Annotated in this window: 16 protein-coding genes and 5 tRNA genes; 12 read left to right on the forward strand and 9 right to left on the reverse strand. The window is 24.3% G+C overall.

Annotated features, from left to right (window positions below):
- Positions 1-32 precede the first annotated feature (32 nt).
- The gene (gene rplS, locus D9V59_RS02005) at positions 33-380 is read left to right on the forward strand and encodes a 50S ribosomal protein L19 (protein ID WP_158364610.1); all 348 of its coding nucleotides are present in this window, start codon (positions 33-35) and stop codon (positions 378-380) included.
- 99 nt (positions 381-479) lie between these two features.
- On the opposite strand, the gene tldD is transcribed toward rplS, so the two are convergent.
- A complete protein-coding gene (gene tldD, locus D9V59_RS02010) occupies positions 480-1,931 on the reverse strand; it encodes a metalloprotease TldD (protein WP_158364612.1) in 1,452 nt (483 codons plus the stop codon).
- 150 nt (positions 1,932-2,081) lie between these two features.
- Here tldD and aroQ point away from each other — a divergent pair, with 150 nt between their 5' ends.
- Positions 2,082-2,549 carry a type II 3-dehydroquinate dehydratase gene (gene aroQ, locus D9V59_RS02015; protein WP_158364614.1) on the forward strand — a complete coding sequence of 156 codons (468 nt, stop codon included), beginning with the start codon at positions 2,082-2,084 and terminating at the stop codon, positions 2,547-2,549.
- 100 nt (positions 2,550-2,649) lie between these two features.
- Here the strand turns inward: aroQ and fis are convergent, their stop codons facing one another.
- Together fis and rluD are read right to left on the reverse strand one after the other, a co-directional pair.
- Positions 2,650-2,946 (reverse strand): DNA-binding transcriptional regulator Fis, encoded by a 297-nt coding sequence (gene fis / locus D9V59_RS02020; protein WP_158364994.1) that lies wholly within the window; start codon positions 2,944-2,946, stop codon positions 2,650-2,652.
- A 176-nt stretch (positions 2,947-3,122) separates the two neighbouring features.
- Positions 3,123-4,058 carry a 23S rRNA pseudouridine(1911/1915/1917) synthase RluD gene (gene rluD / locus D9V59_RS02025; RefSeq protein WP_158364616.1) on the reverse strand — a complete coding sequence of 312 codons (936 nt, stop codon included), beginning with the start codon at positions 4,056-4,058 and terminating at the stop codon, positions 3,123-3,125.
- A 139-nt stretch (positions 4,059-4,197) separates the two neighbouring features.
- Between rluD and D9V59_RS02030 the strand changes: the two genes are divergently transcribed.
- From D9V59_RS02030 to gshA, 6 genes are all read left to right on the forward strand, one after another.
- Entirely contained in the window at positions 4,198-4,932 is a 735-nt protein-coding gene (locus tag D9V59_RS02030) for an outer membrane protein assembly factor BamD (protein WP_158364618.1), read from the forward strand.
- A 175-nt stretch (positions 4,933-5,107) separates the two neighbouring features.
- Positions 5,108-7,762: an alanine--tRNA ligase gene (gene alaS / locus D9V59_RS02035; RefSeq protein WP_158364620.1), complete on the forward strand. Its 2,655-nt coding sequence runs from the start codon at positions 5,108-5,110 to the stop codon at positions 7,760-7,762.
- A gap of 164 nt (positions 7,763-7,926) precedes the next feature.
- Positions 7,927-8,112: a carbon storage regulator CsrA gene (gene csrA, locus D9V59_RS02040; RefSeq protein ID WP_158364622.1), complete on the forward strand. Its 186-nt coding sequence runs from the start codon at positions 7,927-7,929 to the stop codon at positions 8,110-8,112.
- 146 nt (positions 8,113-8,258) lie between these two features.
- A tRNA-Ser gene (locus tag D9V59_RS02045) sits at positions 8,259-8,350 on the forward strand.
- A 19-nt stretch (positions 8,351-8,369) separates the two neighbouring features.
- A tRNA-Arg gene (locus tag D9V59_RS02050) sits at positions 8,370-8,443 on the forward strand.
- Positions 8,444-8,553: 110 nt separating this feature from the next.
- Positions 8,554-10,149: a glutamate--cysteine ligase gene (gshA, locus tag D9V59_RS02055; RefSeq protein WP_158364624.1), complete on the forward strand. Its 1,596-nt coding sequence runs from the start codon at positions 8,554-8,556 to the stop codon at positions 10,147-10,149.
- A gap of 96 nt (positions 10,150-10,245) precedes the next feature.
- Here gshA and metK read toward each other — a convergent pair whose 3' ends face one another.
- On the reverse strand, positions 10,246-11,385 hold the full coding sequence (metK, locus tag D9V59_RS02060) for a methionine adenosyltransferase (RefSeq protein WP_158364627.1): 1,140 nt from the start codon (positions 11,383-11,385) through the stop codon (positions 10,246-10,248).
- 346 nt (positions 11,386-11,731) lie between these two features.
- Between metK and D9V59_RS02065 the strand changes: the two genes are divergently transcribed.
- Both D9V59_RS02065 and D9V59_RS02070 read left to right on the forward strand, forming a co-directional pair.
- Complete coding sequence (locus tag D9V59_RS02065) at positions 11,732-12,361, forward strand: endonuclease (protein ID WP_158364629.1); 630 nt, start codon at positions 11,732-11,734, stop codon at positions 12,359-12,361.
- Complete coding sequence (locus tag D9V59_RS02070; RefSeq protein ID WP_410051780.1) at positions 12,333-13,109, forward strand: 16S rRNA (uracil(1498)-N(3))-methyltransferase; 777 nt, start codon at positions 12,333-12,335, stop codon at positions 13,107-13,109. The genes D9V59_RS02065 and D9V59_RS02070 overlap by 29 nt, the downstream gene beginning before the upstream one ends.
- A 28-nt stretch (positions 13,110-13,137) precedes the next feature.
- On the opposite strand, the gene D9V59_RS02075 is transcribed toward D9V59_RS02070, so the two are convergent.
- The 5 genes from D9V59_RS02075 to D9V59_RS02095 form a co-directional block, all read right to left on the reverse strand.
- Positions 13,138-13,728: a 5-formyltetrahydrofolate cyclo-ligase gene (locus tag D9V59_RS02075; RefSeq protein WP_158364633.1), complete on the reverse strand. Its 591-nt coding sequence runs from the start codon at positions 13,726-13,728 to the stop codon at positions 13,138-13,140.
- Between the two features lie 20 nt (positions 13,729-13,748).
- Positions 13,749-14,414 carry a ribose-5-phosphate isomerase RpiA gene (rpiA, locus tag D9V59_RS02080; RefSeq protein ID WP_158364635.1) on the reverse strand — a complete coding sequence of 222 codons (666 nt, stop codon included), beginning with the start codon at positions 14,412-14,414 and terminating at the stop codon, positions 13,749-13,751.
- Between the two features lie 182 nt (positions 14,415-14,596).
- A tRNA-Gln gene (locus tag D9V59_RS02085) sits at positions 14,597-14,671 on the reverse strand.
- Positions 14,672-14,706: 35 nt separating this feature from the next.
- Positions 14,707-14,788, reverse strand: a tRNA-Leu gene (locus D9V59_RS02090).
- Positions 14,789-14,793: 5 nt separating this feature from the next.
- A tRNA-Met gene (locus D9V59_RS02095) sits at positions 14,794-14,870 on the reverse strand.
- Positions 14,871-14,991: 121 nt separating this feature from the next.
- Between D9V59_RS02095 and glnS the strand changes: the two genes are divergently transcribed.
- Positions 14,992-16,671: a glutamine--tRNA ligase gene (glnS, locus tag D9V59_RS02100; protein WP_158364636.1), complete on the forward strand. Its 1,680-nt coding sequence runs from the start codon at positions 14,992-14,994 to the stop codon at positions 16,669-16,671.
- Positions 16,672-16,864: 193 nt separating this feature from the next.
- On the forward strand, positions 16,865-18,499 hold the full coding sequence (locus D9V59_RS02105; RefSeq protein WP_158364637.1) for a CTP synthase: 1,635 nt from the start codon (positions 16,865-16,867) through the stop codon (positions 18,497-18,499).
- The last annotated feature ends 40 nt before the right edge of the window (positions 18,500-18,539 follow it).

Raw genomic sequence — 18,539 nt, forward strand, 5'->3', positions numbered from 1 at the left:
ATTTTTTAGTTATTTTATTCTACAGGGGAAATATGCTAAATATAATAAAATCAATAGAAAAAGAACAAATGAAAAAAAATATACCTATTTTTCGACCTGGAGATACTATAGAAGTCAAAGTTTGGGTGATAGAAGGTTCTAAAAAACGTCTTCAATCTTTTGAAGGAATAGTAATAGCAATAAAAAATCGTTGTTTAAATTCATCTTTTACTGTACGTAAAATTTCTAATGGAGAAGGCATTGAACGTGTTTTTCAAACACACTCTTATAGTATAAACGATATTATCGTTAAAAGAAAAGGATTGGTTAGAAAAGCAAAATTATATTATTTAAGAAATCTTACTGGCAAAGCTGCTCGCATTAAAGAAAGAATTAACTAATTTTCAAAATATTTCAATAACATGCAGTCATGACATAATTCTTGACTGCATTATTGTTATAGAAAATAATACATAAAAAGAGTTTGTTTATTTAAAAAATTAATTTGTTCCACCTATTGTTAAACTTTCCAATTTAATAGAAGGCTGTCCTATTCCAACTGGAATATTTTGACCTTCTTTACCACAAACACCTGTTCCTTCATCCATTTTAAAATCATTTCCAACCATTGATACTTTTTGCATAACTTCTAAACCAGATCCTATTAATGTTGTATTTTTAATTGGTGTTATAATTTTACCTTTTTTAATTAAATATGCTTCAGCAGTAGAAAAGACAAAATTTCCAGAAGTAATATCAACTTGACCTCCAGAAAAATTTATAGCATATATACCATAGTCGACACTTTTAATAATATCTTCTATTTTAGAAACACCAGATAACATATAAGTATTAGTCATACGAGGCATAGGTAAAGATGCATAAGATTCACGACGTCCATTACCAGTAGATGCTGTTCCCATTAAACGTGCATTAAGCTTATCTTGCATGTACTGTTTAAGTATTCCATTTTTAATTAAAACGTTATGCTGACTAGGAGTTCCTTCATCATCAATACTTAATGAACCTCTTTGATTCTTAATAGTACCATCATCAATAATAGTACATAGTTCTGATGCAACTTTTTTGCCGATCATATTAGTAAATCTTGAAGTTTTTTTTCTATTGAAATCACCTTCTAAACCATGACCTACTGCTTCATGTAATAAAACTCCTGGCCATCCAGGACCTAATACCACGGGAAACATTCCTGAAGGAGCTTCTTCAGAAGATAAATTTAAAAGTGCTATGCGAACAGCTTCTTTAGACCAATAATCAATTCTTCTTTCTTTTGCATAATCGTCATTTTTTAAAAAAAAGCTATAGTCAGTACGATTACCTCCACCACTACGACCACGTTCTCTTTTTCCATGATCTTCAACTAAAACACTAATTGAAAATTGTACTAGTGGTCTTATATCCGAAGTTAAATTTCCATCAGTAGAAGCAATTAAAATATGTTCATATAATCCTGTTAAAGTTGCATTTACTTCTACAACTCGATGATCGAAATTGCGCGCTATATAATCTGCTCTATAAAGAAGATCGATTTTTTCTCTAGAAGACAAATTTTGTAAAGGATTCAAATCATTATAAATAGGCTGTGCTTTTTTTATTAATAATTTTTTACAACTACCCTTGTCTTTTTGCAAAATAATACTACGAGCTTTATTAACACTTGTTCTTAAGGAATCTTTTGATATTTGATCTGCATATGCAAATCCAGTAGTTTCACCGCTAATAGCTCTAACACCAATACCTTGATCAGAATGATAAACTCCTTCTTTTATAATTCCATTTTCAAGAAACCAAGATTCATGCAGACGAGATTGAAAATAAAAATCTCCATAATCCAAATTACTTGTACAAAGATCTTCTAAAGCAATAAATAAATCTTCATGATTTATTTTATTTTCAGTTAATAAAGATTCAGTCACTAATTCAAATGTCATTTAAACTCACTTAATTTATAATAAAATTACAAAATATATTATAAAATATATTATAAAATATAAAATAAAAAATAAAATAAAAAAAAATATTATATAATATTTTTTAAAAAAAATATGGCATAATAAAATTATTATTAAAAGAGATTAAATATGAAGAAAATTATAAATGTATTATTGATAAATGGACCTAATTTAAACCTTTTAGGTACAAGAGAAATTGAAATTTATGGCAATCTAACTTTAACTGATTTAATTAATGATTTACATAAAAAATCTAAAAAACTTAATATATCTTTACAAGATATACAATCTAATGCAGAAAATATTTTAATCGATGCTATTCATTCTTCAAAAAATAAAAATATTCATTATATTATCATAAATCCAGCAGCATTTACACATACTAGTATAGCAATAAGAGATGCGTTAATAGGAGTTGAAATTCCTTTTATTGAAGTTCATATCTCAAATATTTATGCTAGAGAGCATTTTCGTTCTCATTCATGGTTGTCTGATATTTCTAGCGGTGTGATCTGTGGATTAGGTCTAGATGGATATTATTGGGCATTAAAAACAATATATAATAGATTGATTAAATCTAATAATAAGAAAACTTAAAAAAATAATATATCTTTAAAAATTTAAGATTTAAAAATATTTTTTTGCACTCTCTTTATTTTATATATAGTAGAAAGTGCAATCAAAAAAAATTATAAAATTAATTCATACCATATTTTTTTAATTTTTTTCGTAATGTACTGCGATTTATACCCATCATTAAAGCTGCTCGTGTTTGATTTCCTCTCGTATGTTGCATAACCATATCTAAAAGTGGTTGTTCTAATTCAGATAGTACTAATTCATATAAATTATTTACACGTTTATCATCTAAATGTAATAAATAATTTTTTAAAGATTTTTTAATTAACTGACGTAAAGGTGTTTTTATAATTTTATCTTGTGAATCTATAGTACATGCAACTAAAAATTCTGTATTTATTATTTTTTCGAACATCATAAGGTTAACTCTTCATATATTTGTATTGTATGTATTTTTTAAAAATGTATACAAAAATATAAACATTTTAATATATTAAACAATATTGTTTGATTTTTTAATAAAATAAATAATATGTTTTATTAAACGTAAATACAATAAAATAAAAAATAACTTGTTCTTTTTTAAATTATCTATAATAAAAGCAAAAGATTTTGGATATCGTCAGGAAGAGGTATTGTCCAAGACATTAAATTATGAGTAATAGGGTGTTTTAAAGAAAGATGACTAGCATGTAAAGCTTGACGAGAAAATCTAGAAATCTTATCGTTATCTTTTTGGTAATTTATTTGATGATTGATATTTCCATAAATAGGATCTCCAACTAAAGGATGTCTGATAGATAACATATGAACACGAATTTGATGTGTTCGTCCTGTTTCTAATCGGACTACTATATGTGTATGAAATTTAAAGCGTTTGATTATTTTATAATGTGTAACTGATTTTTTTCCTAAAGAATGAATCATCATAGATGTTCGTTTACGATAATGACGCATTATAGGTTCGTTTATAGTTCCACCTGAAATCATTTTACCTTTAACAATACCTTGATATTCTCGAATAATTTTTCTTTTTTTTAATAATGCAAACAAATAATTATAAGAAACAATAGTTTTTGCAATTACCATTAATCCACTAGTATCTTTATCTAAACGATGAACTATTCCTGCACGAGGTAAATCTTTAATATTTTTATAATGATATAATAAAGAATTAAAAATTGTTCCTGAATGATTACCAGAACCAGGATGAACAACTAATCCGGCTGGTTTATTGATTACTAATATATGATGATCTTCATAAACAATATTTAAACTAATATTTTCAGGAATATCATATATTATATTTTCATTAATAGGATAAATAATAATAATTTCATTACCTAATATTTTTTTATCAGGTTGATTTGTGATTTTCTTATTAACTAATACGTTATTAGTAATAATTAATTTTTTTAAATAAGAACGAGAATATTGTGTAAATAATTTAGGTAATACTTGATCCAGTCTTTTTCCTAACAAAGTCAAAGAAGATGCAATTGCAGTTAATTCTATTTTTTTTAACATTATTATCCTTATATAAAAAATAAATATTTTTATTATTTTAAAACTAAATCACGAATTTTTATAAATATGATATTCTATATAGATCTAAAATAAAAAATCGCAATAAACATAATTATTAATTTAAGTTGAATATATTCTAATGAAAATAAAAAAAAATATTATATTTATTTTTATGATTTTATGCTTGCAGTCAATAGTACATTGTGAATCTTTATATGAAAAAATTTTTATAAAAAAATATATTGACTATCAAAAAGCCAGAATAGAATTAAGAGAAAAACACTTTAATAAGGCAATAAACATACTAGAAAAAATAAAAAACAATAATGTAAATTATATTAGAAATGATAAAATTCAAATGAATTTAATTTATGCTTATTATAAAAATTTAGATTTAAATTTAGCTCAAAAAAATATAGAAGAATTTATACATAATTATCCTAATCATATAAATATGGATTATATTATATATATAAAATGTTTAGTTAATATGGCTTTAGATCAAAATATATTTTTTAGTCTTGTGCCAGTAAGTCATCAAAAAAATGATCCTCAATATGCAGAAAATGCATTTTTTCAATTAAAAAAATTTATATATCAATATCCTAATAGTCGCTATGTTATCAACGCAAAAAAAAACTTAATATATCTAAAAAATCGTTTAGCAGAACATGATTTAAAAATTTTAAAATTTTATTTTTTAAATAAAAAATATATAGCTGTTATTAATAGAGGTGAAGAAATACTACAAAAATATTCAGAGACATTATCTGCGCGCAAGGCTCTTATATATATGAAAAAATCTTATTTTGAATTAAAAATTTTTGATACATCTAAAATAATATCAAACATAATTCTATTAAATAAAATTTAATAAATTTAATTTTCAATATAAAAGACTTAATTATAAAATGCAAAAATTACTTTGTCATAATATTTTTATAAACTATATTTACCGGTTTTTATAAAAATTTAAATATGCAAAAATTTTTTTAAAAATATTTTATATATGATTAAGATTCATTTTTAAAATTAAATTAAGAATAATTATGAACAAGACAACAAATCAAATACGTCAAGATTTTTTAAATTTCTTTAAAGAAAAAGGACATATAATTATTCCAAGCAGTTCTTTAGTTCCATATAATGATACTACATTATTATTTACTAATGCAGGAATGAATCAATTTAAAGAAATTTTTTTAGGTGAAAAACAAAGAGACTATCCTCGAGTTGTAACCGTTCAAAGATGTTTAAGAACTGGAGGAAAACATAACGATTTAGAAAATGTAGGATACACTTCAAAACATCATACATTTTTTGAAATGCTTGGTAATTTTAGTTTTAATGATTATTTTAAAAAAGAAGCAATTGAATACGCTTGGGAATTATTAACATCAAAAAAATGGTTTAATATTCCAAAAAATAAATTATGGATTTCAGTTTATGAAAATGATACTGAAACATATAGAATATGGCATAATATTATCAAAATACCTGCTGAACGTATCATCAAAATAGGTGATAAAAATAATTCTCAATATGATTCAGAAAACTTTTGGCAAATGGGTGATAGTGGTCCATGTGGACCATGTACTGAAATATTTTATGATTATGGTAGTACAGATATAAAAAGTTCAATAGATTTTTTAAAGAACGAAAACAATCGTTTTGTTGAAATTTGGAATATTGTTTTTATAGAATTTAACCGTATTTCACAAACAAAAATAATTTCTTTAAAAAACAAATCCATTGATACAGGAATGGGATTAGAAAGAATATCTGCTGTTTTACAAAACGTTTACTCTAATTATGATATTGATATATTTCAAGAGTTAATAAAATCTATATTTGCATCTAGTACTATCAAAAATTTAAATCATATTTCTTTGAAAGTTATAGCTGATCATATTAGATCTTGTGTATATATTATTGCTGATAACATTTTTCCATCAAATGAACATCGAGGTTATGTTTTAAGAAGAATAATTAGAAGAGCATTGAGACACGGTCATAAAATTGGTATTAAAGAGAATTTTTTATATAAATTAGTACCTAATGTTATTAAAATAATGGGAAAAAGTGCTGATATTTTAAAATTAAAAAAAGATAAAATAGAAGAAATTTTAAAAGCAGAAGAAATACAATTTTCTAATACTCTTAATAAAGGTCTTAAAATATTAAATTCTGAAATTCAAAAAACATATAATAATGTACTTTCTGGAAAAACTGTATTTTATCTATATGATACTTTTGGATTTCCAGTCGATTTAACAGAAGATGTTTGCCGTGAAAAAAAAATAAAAATAGACTACACTGGATACAAAGTAGCTAAAGAAGAACAAAAAAAAAGATCTAATCTTAAAAATAAATTTTATAAGAATTATAATAATAATATTTTTATTAATGATGAATGTATATTTCAAGGTTATAAAAAAAATAAAACAAAAGCATTGGTAAAATATATTTTTATAAATAATCAATTTGTTTCAAAAATTTCCAAAAATGAAAATGGCATCATTTTTCTTAATACTACACCATTTTATGGAGAATCAGGAGGACAAAAAGGAGATATAGGGAAACTATATTATAAAAAATCATGTTTTATAGTAGAAGATACAAAAAAATATAAAAAAACAACTGGACATATTGGAAAACTAATTTCAGGAGAAATTAAGATCAATGATTATGTTTTCAGTGAAATTGATGAAAATTATAGACATTCTATTGAATTAAATCATTCAGCTACACATTTACTACACGCTGCATTACGAAATGTTTTAGGTAATAATGTTTATCAAAAAGGATCATTAGTAACAAATGCATACTTAAGATTTGATTTTTCTTGTTCTAAGTTTATTACAATGTCTGAAATACAAAAAATTGAACATATTGTTAATATTCAGATTCGTAAAAATATTTTAATCAAGATTGAAAACTTAGATTTAGAAAAAGCTAAATTAAAAAATGCAATAGCTTTATTTGATCATCAATATAGTTCTATTGTTCGAGTTGTATCTATGAATAATTTTTCGATAGAACTTTGTGGAGGCACACATACTAAAAGAACTGGTGATATTGGATTTTTTAAAATTATTTCTCAATCTAGTATATCATCAGGAATTAAAAGAATTGAAGCTGTAACTGGAGAAAACGCGATAAATTATTTACATAAAAAAGATAGTGATATACAAAATATCTCTTTTATATTGAATTGCAATCAGTCTAATATTAAAGAAAAAATAAATCAAATATTAATAAAAACAAAAAATTTAGAAAAAAAAATAAAGCAATTACAAAAACAAGAAAAAAAATACTATATAAAACAATTATTGGAAAATATTAAAAATATACAAGAAATAAAATTTCTATCACATATATTTTACAATTATGAACATATATTGTTAAAAACAATAGTTGATGAATTAAAAACTCAAATAGATAATACTATTATTATACTAGTAAATGTTATTGATAATCGTTTTACTATTCTTGTTCAAGTTTCAAAAAAAGTAACTAATTGGATTGCAGCAAAAAAAATTATGGAAATTATTATAGATCAAACAAATGGAAAAGGAGGAGGAAAAAAAGAAATGGCTGAAGGAGGAGGAGTTTATACAATAAAATTGCCTATAATTTTAAAAAACATTCAATCATGGATTAATATAGAGTTAGAAAAAAAGAAAAATAATAAATGTATATAATACATATTATTTAATTAATTTTATATTAAAAATATATTATCTTTAATTAAAATTAATTTCTAAAAATATAATAAAATATTTTATGGTCTACTTTTAACCCTGTATTATTCATAACGCCAGGAACTGAAAAGGCCGAACTCTTTTAATCTTTCAAGGAGCAAAGAATGCTAATTCTAACTCGTCGAGTTGGCGAAACATTAATAATTGGCGATGAGATAACTGTTACAGTACTAGGAGTTAAAGGTAATCAAGTACGTATTGGTGTAAATGCCCCTAAAGAAGTTTCGGTACATCGTGAAGAAATATATCAACGTATTCAAGCTGAAAAAAAACAACAAAAAAGTCTTTGAACAATACTGCGTCTTACTAAAATTGAGTAAGATGCAGTTTTATATTCAATATTGTATACTATAAAACATTAAAACATTAATATACAAAATATGTTTGACTTATCAAAAAAAAAAAGTAAAATAAAAAAACATTTACAATATAGCTAGGTGAGATGGCCGAGAGGATTAAGGCGCTCCCCTGCTAAGGGAGTATGTAGAAATATCTGCATCGAGGGTTCGAATCCCTCTCTCACCGCCACTATTTAATTTTTTAAACTGCATCCGTAGCTCAGTTGGATAGAGTACTCGGCTACGAACCGAGCGGTCGGAGGTTCGAATCCTTCCGGATGCAAAATAAAAATTAATAATCAAAAATTTCTAAATTATACAAATAAAATCATAATATATAATATCTTTAGAATGTTTAAAAAATAGTTAAGTATTTTACAGTAGGAGATAAAATTGATAGAAGATATCTCAGAAAAAATTGCTTTTTTAGAAAAAAATCCAAAAATTTTAAATAATATTTTTAGAGGAATAGAACGAGAAACCTTAAGAATCAAAAAAAATGGAAGTTTTTCTGAAAAAAAACATCCATATTTGCTCGGTTCTCCTTTAACACATAAATGGATTACAACTGATTTTTCTGAAAATTTATTAGAATTCATCACTCCAACTAGTAATAATATAGATTATTTATTATCTTTTTTAAAAGATCTTCATTGTTTTACCGCTTCTAAAACACAAAACGAACTTATTTGGCCTTTTAGCATGCCTTATGATGATAATAAAACTGATATTCAAATAGCTCAATATGGAAATTCTAATCTTGGAAAAATGAAAACGACTTATCGAATAGGTCTAAAACATCGTTATGGTGATTTAGTTAACACTGTTTCAGGCGTGCATTATAATTTTTCTCTACCTTTAATTTTTTGGAAAAATTGTAAAAAAAACATATCAAAAAAAAATAAGAATACTGACTATGTGTCATCAGGATATTTAGATTTAATAAGAAATTATTATCGATTTGGTTGGATTATTCCGTATTTATTTGGTGCTTCTCCAGCAATATCATCTTCTTTTTTAAAAAATACAAAAAAAAAATATCGATTTAAAAAAACTAAAGAAAATATTTTGTATTTACCTTGGTCCACTTCATTAAGACTTAGTGATATAGGATATACCAATAGTAAAGTTATAGACTTGAACATCATGTTTAATGATTTGAATTCATATATTCAATCGTTAAAAAAATCTATAGAAACACCATCAAAAAAATTCATGAATATAGGACTAAAAGATATTTATGGCAATTTTAAACAATTAAATACCAATATTCTTCAAATGGAAAGTGAATTATATACACAAATCAGACCTAAAAGAAAAATTAATTATGGTGAAACACTTATAGAATCTTTAACAAATAAAGGTATTGAATATGTAGAAATACGTTCTTTAGATATTAATCCATTTTCACCAATAGGAATAAGCAAAAAACAAATACTTTTTTTAGATTTATTTTTAATTTGGTGCGCTTTAATCGATTCACCTCAAATTAATACAATAGATGTTTATTTAATAAATAAAAATTGGAAAAAGATTATTTTTGAAGGGAGAAAACCAAATCAAAAAATTTATCTTAATAATAAATATGAAAAAAAAACACTAGTAGAAATCAGTGATATTATATTTAAAGATTTACATCAAATTGCATTAATATTAGATTACAATTCAAAAAATTTTACATATCAAAAAATATGTAAAGAAACTAAATTATTATTTTATAATCCAGAATTAACTTATTCTGCAAAATTTTTAAAAATAATAATAGAAACAGGAATTAAAAAAGCAGGATTATACTTTGCTAATAAGTATCATCGTAATTTTACTAATAAAAATTATTTAAATTTAAATAAAAACATTCTAGAACAAGAAGTTATTCGTTCTCATGAAGAAACAGTAGAAATAGAAAAAACAGATATGTTATCTTTTGAAGAATATATAAAACAATTAAATTCTTCCCATGCTAGTAAACATGGGATTATTAAAAGATAAAGATATTTATTCATATTCAATACACGCTAGAATATTTTAGAAAATATTTTTTAAAAGATATAAAATCTTCAAAACTTTTATAGTCGTTTTAATATTTTATTGAGATAATTCATCTACTTTATCAAGTTTTTCCCATGAAAATTCTTCTCTTCCAAAATGTCCATAAACTGCTGTATTAAGATAAATAGGATTTAAAAGATCCAGCATTTTTATTAATCCATATGGTCTCAAATCAAAAATATTACGAATTAAAGTAATTAAAGAACTATTACTTATTTTTCCAGTTCTAAAAGTATCTATCATAATAGAAGTTGGTTCAGCTATGCCAATAGCGTATGAAAGTTGAATTTCACAACGTTCAGCTAAACCAGAAGCAACAATGTTTTTAGCGACATATCTAGCCGCATATGCTGCAGAACGATCTACCTTAGAAGGATCTTTTCCTGAAAAAGCACCTCCTCCATGTCTAGACATTCCTCCATAAGTATCAACAATAATTTTACGTCCAGTTAAACCGCAATCTCCCATAGGACCTCCAATAACAAATCTTCCTGTAGGATTAATAAAAAATTTTGTATTTTTTGTTAACCATTGATTTGGTAAAACAGGTTTTATAATTTCTTCCATAACAGCTTCTTTTAAAATATTTTGACTAATGTTTTCTCGATGCTGTGTAGAAAAAACTACAGTGTCTATTTCAATAACTTTGCCATTTTTATATTTAAATGTTACTTGACTTTTAGCATCAGGTCTAAGCCAAGGTAAAATATTTTTTTTTCTTAATTCAGATTGTTTTTTCATTAAAAGATGAGCATAAGTAATAGGTGCTGGCATTAATACTTTAGTTTCATTTGTAGCATAACCAAATATGATTCCTTGATCTCCAGCTCCTTGTTCTAAAGGATTAGAATGATTTATACCTTGAGTGATATCTAATGACTGTTTTCCAATAGCACTTAATACTGCACAAGAATTAGCATCAAATCCTGAATCAGAATCTATATAACCAATATTATTAATAGTATTACGAGTAATTTCTTCAACATCAACCCATGCAGTTGTAGTAATTTCCCCGCCAATTAAAACCATTCCTGTTTTAACATAAGTTTCACAAGCAACACGTGCTTTTAAATCTTGCTTTAATATTTCATCTAATAAAGCATCAGAAATTTGATCAGCAATTTTATCTGGATGACCTTCTGAAACTGATTCAGATGTAAAAAGATATTCAGTCATATTTTTTTATCCTATTTTAAAAGTTTTTTTATAGATATATTTACAAAAAATTATAAATGTTATAAATACATAAAATGTATTAAAATTGATATTTATTATAATTTTTAATAGAATACAGTTTTATTTTATATAAAATATATAATATGATATGTATCATATACGCATAAAATATAATATATTGTAATTATATAAAACGATATATTTTGTTTCCAATGAAATATATCATATATAAAGTGATATTCTAAAACGAATAAAAAAATCAAATGATAAAAAAAATATTAATTATTGTCATTAGTATGTTTTTTTTTTATTCCCAACAAAAAAAAAACATTTTAAAAAAAATGTAATAAACAGTTTTTATCAAACAAAACTTATTGCAGTAAAAATACACCAAAACGCACCAGGTTCATTTTATTGTGGATGTAAAATTTTTTGGAAACAAAAAAAAGGAATACCAAATTTATCTTCTTGTGGATATAAAATTAGAAAAAATGAAAATCGTGCAAAAAGAATTGAATGGGAACATGTAGTCCCAGCATGGCAATTTGGACATCAAAAACAATGCTGGAAACAAGGAGGTCGTAAAAAATGCATTGAAGATAAAAGATATAGATATATTGAATCTGATCTTCATAATTTACAACCAGCTATTGGAGAAATAAATAGTGATCGATCTAATTTTATGTATACTCAGTTAAATTATAATATTTCACCATACGGACAATGTAATATGAAAATCGATTTCAAAAATAAACTAGTAGAACCACCTATTAGAGCTCGAGGAGCTATAGCTAGAACTTATTTGTATATGATTACAAAATATAATATTTTTTTACCTAAAGCGCAAAAAGACTTATTCAAAAATTGGGATAAAATTTTTCCAGTAACTAAATGGGAATGTGAAAGAGAAAAAATGATATTTAACATACAAGGCAATCGTAATAATTATATATATAAAAAATGTAATAAAAAATAAAAATATGACAAAACATATTCCGCGTATTTACATAAACAATACTTTTATGCTTAATAAAGTTTATTCTTTATCACAAAATTATACACAATATATTAAAAAAGTATTAAGAATGAAAGTAAAAGATATAATAGAAATATTCAATAATACTAATCATATTTTTCTTGCTGAAATTATATATATTTCTAAAAAAATTCAATTTAAGATAATTATGATAAAACTTAAAAATGTTGAATCTCCACTTCATATCCATTTAGGACAAGTGATTTCTAAAAATGACAAAATGGAATTTACCATTCAAAAATCAATTGAAATGGGTGTTAATATTATTAGTCCATTATTCTCTGAATATTGTTCTATTCAAAAAAGATTCATAAATTTTTCTAACAAGATAAAAAGATGGGAAAATATAGCTATTGCTTCATGTCAGCAATGCAATCGAAACATTATTCCACAAATTAAAAATCCCCAAGATATTTTTTTATGGTGTAAAAAAAAAAATAATGATTTTAAAATCGTTTTAGATCCAAATTCATCATTAACACTAAATCAAATACCACAATCTATCAAATATATTCGCATACTTATTGGACCTGAAGGAGGTTTTTCAGATAAAGAAATAAAAAAAATTATTCAATACGGATTTGTTTCAATTAGATTAGGACCAAGAATTTTGAGAACAGAAACAGCTTCTATTGCAGCAATTACTGCATTACAAATGAAATTTGGCGATCTAAATTTTACTGAATAATATATATCCACAATATTTATTGTATTTTTTAAAAAATCCAAATTTTATTTGGAGTTAAAATAATAGGTAAAGATATATCCCAATGCCTCTTAGGTATATTATCCACTAACTGAAAATTATAAGCAAAACCTACTGGAATCAAATTTTTTATTTGCCAATTTTGCAAACAAATATCATAAAAACCACCACCCATTCCCAATCTTGAACCTGTTTTATCAAATGCTACTAATGGTACTATTACCATATCTAAATCATGTATTGAAATAATGTCCGTATATTGAAAGAATGGTTCTAATATTTTATATTTATTTCGATATAATCTAGAATGAGAATAAAATTGAACAAAAATCATTTGTTTTTTATTAAAAGAACTTATAACAGGAAGAAAAATATTTTTTTTATTTTTCCATAATTTAAATATTAAAGGATATGTGTTAATTTCTCCATCAAATGGTAAAAATAGAGCAATTTTGTTGCAATTATTGAGATAATTAAAATTTATTGCAGTATTAGAAATTTTTATAGATTCATTATACTTTTCTGAAGATGTTAATAACTTTCTTGTAATACGCATATATTTACGAATATTTTCTCTTTTTTCTAAAATTTTTATAATCATAACTCTAATTTTAATAAAAATTATTTACTATTTTTAATAGTTTTTATTCCATTTTTTGTACCAATTAAAAGCACATCAGCACTTCTAGAAGCAAATAAACCTACTGTAACAACTCCAGGTAATGAATTGATTTTTTTTTCCATAGAAATAGGATCTGTTATATATAAATCATGTACATCTATAATAATATTTCCATTATCTGTAATAACATTTTTTCGATATCTTGGATTTCCTCCAATTTTAATGATTTCTTTTGAAACATAAGATAATGCCATTGGAATAATTTCAATAGGGAGTGGAAAATTTCCTAAAACATCTACACTTTTAGAGTTATCTATAATACAAATAAATTTTTTTGACATTGTTGCAATAATTTTTTCTCTTGTTAAAGCAGCTCCACCTCCTTTAATCATTTGCATATGATTATTAATTTCATCAGCGCTATCAACATAAACTCTAAGAGAGCTAAAATTTTTTAAATCAAAAACTTCTATACCTTGTTTTTGCAATAGTAAAGTAGAAGAATTTGAACTAGATACCGCACCATATATTAAATGTTTTATCGTGCTTAAAGCTTCAATAAAATAAAAAATAGTTGTACCAGTTCCTACTCCAATAACAGTATCTGGATGAATGTAATCTAGCGCAGCCCATGCTGCTTTTTTTTTTAATTCATTTAAATTCATGACATAAAAACCTATTTTATTTTAAATATAATTTCTAAAATAGAAAAAATAATAGATTTTTGATCGGATTCAATTACAATTTAATATAATATGAAATTGATAGTTTCATATAACAGATTGGTATTTTTATTGAAATATTATTTATATCGAGAAGTTTAAAAGTTGCAAGATAGTTTTTAGAATGGCTGGGGTACCTGGATTCGAACCAGGGATGCCGGTATCAAAAACCGGTGCCTTAACCACTTGGCTATACCCCATTATTATTAATTTCTAATAAAAATATTAAACGTAATACGGGAGGCGAGATTTGAACTCGCATACCTTTCGGCGCCAGAACCTAAATCTGGTGCGTCTACCGATTTCGCCACTCCCGCTAAAATGGTAGCTACGACGGGAATTGAACCCATGACCCCAGCGTTATGAGTGCTGTGCTCTAACCAACTGAGCTACGTAGCCTATTAAAAAGTATGATATAAATTATACATATTTTATAATATATAAATTAAATAAGCAACAAAATTATTTTAATTTAAAAAAATCAAAAAATACAATACTAAAAATTTAAAAAAGGAAGATAATGAATACTAAAGTAGAAAAAAATAGTAATTTTATTTGTCAAATAATTAATAAAGATTTTAAAAAAAATAAAGAATTATCTTTTCGTACAAGATTTCCTCCTGAACCTAATGGATATCTTCATATTGGTCATGCTAAATCTATATGTTTAAACTTTGAACTTGCAAATATATATAAAGGAAAATGCAATCTTAGATTTGATGATACTAATCCAACAAAAGAAAATATCAAATATATAAAATCTATTAAAAATGATATAAATTGGTTAGGTTATAAATGGCATGGTAAAACTCACTATACTTCTGAATATTTTTCACAATTATATCAATATGCAAAAGAATTAATTAAAAAAAATTTAGCCTATATAGATCAATTAACAAAAGAAGAAATACGTATTTTTCGAGGAACTTTAACAACTCCTGGAAAAAATAGCCCTTATAGAAATAGAACAATAAAAGAAAATATAGAACTTTTCAAAAAGATGAAAAGAGGAGAATTTTCTGAAGGAGAAGCATGTTTACGTGCAAAAATAGATATGAGTTCTTCCTTTATTATAATGCGCGATCCTGTTTTGTATAGAATTATCTCAACTGAACATCATCAAACTCAAAAAAAATGGTGTATATATCCTATGTATGATTTTGCTCATTGTCTTTCTGATTCTATTGAAGGAATTACTCATTCATTATGTACGTTAGAATTTCAAGATAATAAATCTTTATATAACTGGATATTACAAAACACTAGTGTTAAAAAATACCCTAAACAATATGAATTTTCTCGATTAAACTTAGAATTTTCAATTCTATCTAAAAGAAAATTAAAAATATTAATTAAACAAAATATAATAAAAAAATGGGATGATCCTCGTATACCAACTATTTCTGGTTTAAGAAGAAAAGGATATACTTCATCTTCAATTAGAGAATTTTGTCAAAAAATTGGTGTAACTAAACAAAATCATTTAATACAATTTTCTATTCTAGAACATTGTATTCGAAAAGAACTAAATCAAACAGCCATACGTACTATGGCAGTATTAGAACCAATTAAAATATCATTATATAACTTAGATGAAAATCATAAAGAAATATTTATAGTTCCTAATCACCCTAAAAATCCAGAATTAGGAACTCATGAAGTGATTTTTAGTAAAACTATATATATTGAACGTTCAGACTTTAAAGAAAAATATGATAAACAATATAAAAGATTAAAACTTGGAGAAGAAATACGTCTAAGATATGCATATATAATAAAAGCAGAAAAAATAGAAAAAGATAAACACAATAACATTACTAGCATAATATGCTATTGTGATTTAAATACTTTAGGGAAAAAACCTAAAAATAAAAAAAATCCTGCAGTAATACACTGGATTTCAGTAAAAAATATATTTCCAGCAGAATTTAGATTGTATAATCAATTATTTACTACAAAAAATCCAGATCAAAAAAAAGATTTTTTATCTTATATAAATCCAGAATCACTTATTAAAAAAAAAGGTTTTATTGAAAAAACAATAGCAATTAAAATAAACAAAAATATTACTGACAAAAATGAAAAATTATATTTTCAATTTGAAAGAATTGGTTATTTTTGTATAGATAATTTAGATTCTAAAAAAAATCAGTTAATATTTAATCGTACTGTAAGCTTGCGTGATTCATACAAAATTTGAAATAAATAACAATAAAAAACATTACTAATAATTAGTATCAGTATATAATCTAAAAAATACATTTAAATATACTTATAAAAAATTTGTTTTTTCAATATTTTTTTATTAAATATATGTATTGTACGATTAAATATCGTAATACAAATTCATCAATTAAATACTTATTCATTTTAACTAATATGTTACATTTAGCATGACTAAAAATTATATTTTTATTACTGGCGGAGTAGTTTCATCTTTAGGGAAAGGCATTGCTGCTGCTTCATTAGGAGCAATACTAAAAGCTCGAAATTTAAAAATTACAATTATCAAACTAGATCCATATATCAATGTAGATCCAGGTACTATTAGTCCTATTCAACACGGAGAAGTATTCGTTACTGAAGATGGAACTGAAACAGATCTAGATTTAGGTCACTATGAACGTTTTATTAATACAAGAATGACACATTTAAATAATTTTACTACAGGAAGCATTTATTCTCAAGTTTTAAAAAAAGAAAGAAGAGGTGATTATTTAGGAGCTACTATTCAAGTTATACCTCATATTACCAATGCTATCAAAGAAAGAATTATTTTATGTTCAAAAAATAGTAATATTATTCTTGTAGAAATAGGCGGAACAGTTGGAGATATTGAATCTCTTCCATTTTTAGAAGCTATTCGTCAAATGGCCGTAGATATTGGTCGTAAAAATATTATATACATACATCTAACATTAGTACCCTATATTTCTACAGCAGGTGAAATAAAAACTAAACCTACTCAACATTCAGTAAAGCAATTACTTTCAATAGGAATACAACCAGATATTTTAATTTGTCGTTCTGAAAAAACTATACCTCTTCAAGAAAGAAAAAAAATTGCATTATTTTGTAATGTACCAGTAAATGCTGTAATTTCTTTAAAAAATGTTAATTCAATTTATAAAATTCCACAATTATTAAAAAATCAAAAACTAGATGATTATATTTGTGAATATTTTACATTAAATGTTCCCGAAGCTAATTTAAAAGAATGGGAAAAAGTTATTTATGCAGAAAAAAATTCTAAAAAAACTATCATTATTGGTATTATTGGAAAATACGTTAAATTACCTGATGCGTATAAATCAGTTATAGAAGCTCTTAAACATGCAGGTTTAAAAAACAAAATAAAAGTAAATATAAAATTGATTAATTCTCAAGAAATAGAAAATAAAAACTTTAATTTATTAAAAAATCTTAACGGTATTTTAATACCCGGTGGTTTTGGTGATCGGGGTATTATAGGTAAATTATTATCTATACAATATGCACGAGAAAATAATATTCCATATTTCGGTATTTGTTTAGGAATGCAAATAGCTATTATAGAATTTGCTCAAAATGTAATTGGAATAAAAGAAGCTAATTCAACAGAGTTTGATCCTCAATGTAAATATCCTGTTATTGATTTAATAAAAAATTCAAACAGTCAGTCATATAGAAATTATAATAAAAAAATAGATGATAATATTAATTTAGGTGGTACTATGAGATTAGGAAGCCAAACTTGTAAATTAAGCATGAATAGCTTGTCCAGAAAACTATACAATAAAGATATAATTATTGAAAGACATAGACATAGATACGAAGTAAATAATTTTTTATTAAAAAAAATAGAATTAAAAGGACTAAAAGTAACAGGACGTTCTCAAAATAATAACATAGTAGAAATTATAGAAATATCTAATCATCCATGGTTTGTAGCTTGTCAATTTCATCCTGAGTTTACTTCTACACCACGCGATGGACACCCACTTTTTATAGATTTTATAAAATCAGCAGGAAAACATAAAATAAAATAGAAAAAATTTTTTTAATATAATTTTAAAAAACATAATAAGG

Source organism: Buchnera aphidicola (Artemisaphis artemisicola), from assembly GCF_005082365.1.
GTDB lineage: Bacteria > Pseudomonadota > Gammaproteobacteria > Enterobacterales > Enterobacteriaceae > Buchnera > Buchnera aphidicola_AR.

Coding starts and splice junctions, on each gene's coding strand:
- D9V59_RS02075 (WP_158364633.1), bottom strand. CDS start 13,728: ATGATTATAAAAATTTTAGAAAAAAGAGAAAATATTCGTAAATATATG.
- csrA (WP_158364622.1), top strand. CDS start 7,927: ATGCTAATTCTAACTCGTCGAGTTGGCGAAACATTAATAATTGGCGAT.
- metK (WP_158364627.1), bottom strand. CDS start 11,385: ATGACTGAATATCTTTTTACATCTGAATCAGTTTCAGAAGGTCATCCA.
- D9V59_RS02105 (WP_158364637.1), top strand. CDS start 16,865: ATGACTAAAAATTATATTTTTATTACTGGCGGAGTAGTTTCATCTTTA.
- rpiA (WP_158364635.1), bottom strand. CDS start 14,414: ATGAATTTAAATGAATTAAAAAAAAAAGCAGCATGGGCTGCGCTAGAT.
- rplS (WP_158364610.1), top strand. CDS start 33: ATGCTAAATATAATAAAATCAATAGAAAAAGAACAAATGAAAAAAAAT.
- glnS (WP_158364636.1), top strand. CDS start 14,992: ATGAATACTAAAGTAGAAAAAAATAGTAATTTTATTTGTCAAATAATT.
- aroQ (WP_158364614.1), top strand. CDS start 2,082: ATGAAGAAAATTATAAATGTATTATTGATAAATGGACCTAATTTAAAC.
- alaS (WP_158364620.1), top strand. CDS start 5,108: ATGAACAAGACAACAAATCAAATACGTCAAGATTTTTTAAATTTCTTT.
- rluD (WP_158364616.1), bottom strand. CDS start 4,058: ATGTTAAAAAAAATAGAATTAACTGCAATTGCATCTTCTTTGACTTTG.
- tldD (WP_158364612.1), bottom strand. CDS start 1,931: ATGACATTTGAATTAGTGACTGAATCTTTATTAACTGAAAATAAAATA.
- D9V59_RS02030 (WP_158364618.1), top strand. CDS start 4,198: ATGAAAATAAAAAAAAATATTATATTTATTTTTATGATTTTATGCTTG.
- fis (WP_158364994.1), bottom strand. CDS start 2,946: ATGTTCGAAAAAATAATAAATACAGAATTTTTAGTTGCATGTACTATA.